Source organism: Dubosiella newyorkensis (assembly GCF_001945605.1).
In the GTDB taxonomy this organism is placed as follows: Bacteria; Bacillota_I; Bacilli_A; order Erysipelotrichales; family Erysipelotrichaceae; genus Dubosiella; species Dubosiella newyorkensis.
This window is the reverse complement of record NZ_MPKA01000100.1, coordinates 1-1,959: the sequence shown is the minus strand read 5'-3', so window position 1 is coordinate 1,959 and position 1,959 is coordinate 1. Positions and strand designations below refer to the sequence as shown.

Genomic DNA, 1,959 nt, shown 5'->3' with positions numbered 1-1,959 from the left:
AATGAATGGATCACCATTTCGCAGAAGGCACGGCAGTTTACCAAGGGACAACCCATTGTAAAGAGACACTGCATAAATATTTATCTGCAAGTCGAAATCGAAATGTATACGGAGAGTAAACAAAGATTAAATCAAAAATAAGAATACATCTGTTCAGTAAATAGGATCACTACTAATTATTTTGTCCTTGACAAAGGGTACACTTCAATTATAATCCAAGATTAAGAAGCAATAAGTATATGGTTGTACATGCCAAAAATAAAAAAAGAAAACATTATTTAAAAAACATATACCCAAATGAAAGATATGATATTCCAAAGACTCCACATGAATTAGAATATAGAATCAATAATGGAATGGAACAGAGGATAAAAACTTTTGATTTTTTTATATCGCATAGTTTCAGAGATTATGAGGTTATTCAGAAATTGATTGATTATGAAAATGAGAAAGGAAAAAATATATTTTGTGACTGGATAAATGATGCAGATTATTTAAAGAGACATTTATTATGCGAGGATACCCTTAAGGTTTTGAAAAAAAGAATGGATCAATCAAAAGCATTGTTATTTGTAGATTCTGATAATTCAAGAGAGTCTGATTGGTGTAAATACGAATTGAATTACTTTATGACACTAGGAAAGCCAATGTATATAATTACCTTAAAGGATATAATGGAGGATTGTTATTCTTTAACTCCTTTCGAGGATAAATGGTATTATGATACAAACTATAAGGATTGGATTCTATTCTGATGCTAAAAACATTATTGGACTATTTAAAAAAAGATAAAATTTTTTTAGGAAAATTGGAAATAGAATGTAAATGTCAAGTTAAAAATGTACAAATTCGATGAGATAAAAATGCTCAATTTTGTTTGAAAGATACTGAAGGATCTTTTCGATCCTTCTTTCGATTTTGACCAATTGCTTTATTCCTGCTTTGTGTGCGGCTTCTTCTTGATATGGTCTTTCATCCGATAAGACTTTCCGGTAATGGACACGACATGCGCATGATGCAGGATCCTGTCAAGGATCGCGTTGGCCATAACGGGGTCCTGAAATATCTCGTCCCATTCGCCGAAGCCGATATTGGTTGTCAGTATCGTGCTTTTCTGTTCGTATCGTTTGTCGATCAGCTGAAAGAACAGTTTCGACTCTTCTTTTGTGATCGGCAGATACCCGATTTCGTCGATAATCAGCAGCTTGTACCGGCTGTAATTCTTCAAACGGTTTTCCAGCCGATTTTCTTCGTTGGCTTTTCTCAGCTGCTGGATGAGGTCGTGGCATTTGATGAAGTAGGTGCTGTTCCTCTTCTTGGCGGCTTCGATTCCCAGGCTCACGGCCATATGGGTTTTTCCTACGCCGCTGTTTCCCAAAAACACGATGTTCTCTTTGTTTTCCAGAAACCGCAGGGTTGAGAAATCCATGATCTGTTCTTTGTTGATCGAGGGCTGGAAAGAAAAATCGAAATCTTTCAATTCCCGGCGGTGAGGGAAGCCCGCCACCTTTACCATTGAATTGATCATATCGATCTCCTTCATTTTCAGACACAATCCGTAAAGATCAAGCGTTCCGTTGTAAGCAAACAATTCATCCAGCGTCTTCATCGGGTTTTCCACCTTTCCCTTGCTCCATGGATGCCCCGCTGTGCAGGGCTTCGTTTCGAATCCGTAGTCTTTGGCGAACTGCTCGAATCTGGCATTGACTTTTCCTTTCGAACGCGCTGTTCTGGGTTCATCCATAACGGTTTTCATATTGTCGGTCTTCAGCGCTTTCGGCACGCCTCCGGCCGTTTCGAATGCCTGATCGAGAAGATGGAGAAGAACATCTCTTTTCCGGCTCAAGGAAAGATAGAAGACCTTGAAACGGGAATACGAGTAGACCAGGGAAAAGACATTGATATGGATCAATTTCCCGTTTTTGAGCTTGAAGTTCATATCCTCTTTCCAATCAAGCT

At 38.3% G+C, this 1,959-nt stretch carries 2 protein-coding genes and 1 pseudogene; 1 reads left to right on the top strand and 2 read right to left on the bottom strand.

The window, feature by feature from the left end; translation table 11 throughout:
* The first annotated feature begins 239 nt into the window (after nucleotides 1-239).
* Nucleotides 240-755 (top strand): TIR domain-containing protein, encoded by a 516-nt coding sequence (locus BO225_RS10180; protein ID WP_076342117.1) that lies wholly within the window; start codon nucleotides 240-242, stop codon nucleotides 753-755.
* A gap of 176 nt (nucleotides 756-931) precedes the next feature.
* On the opposite strand, the gene istB is transcribed toward BO225_RS10180, so the two are convergent.
* Nucleotides 932-1,591 (bottom strand): IS21-like element helper ATPase IstB, encoded by a 660-nt coding sequence (istB, locus tag BO225_RS12800; RefSeq protein ID WP_336433329.1) that lies wholly within the window; start codon nucleotides 1,589-1,591, stop codon nucleotides 932-934.
* Nucleotides 1,565-1,959: pseudogene (locus BO225_RS12795) on the bottom strand (DDE-type integrase/transposase/recombinase); the annotation flags it as partial. The pseudogene BO225_RS12795 and the gene istB, both read right to left, overlap by 27 nt.

Bases quoted from the DNA above. Each gene is read 5' to 3' on its own strand.
- BO225_RS10180 (WP_076342117.1), top strand. From the start codon at position 240: ATGGTTGTACATGCCAAAAATAAAAAAAGAAAACATTATTTAAAAAAC.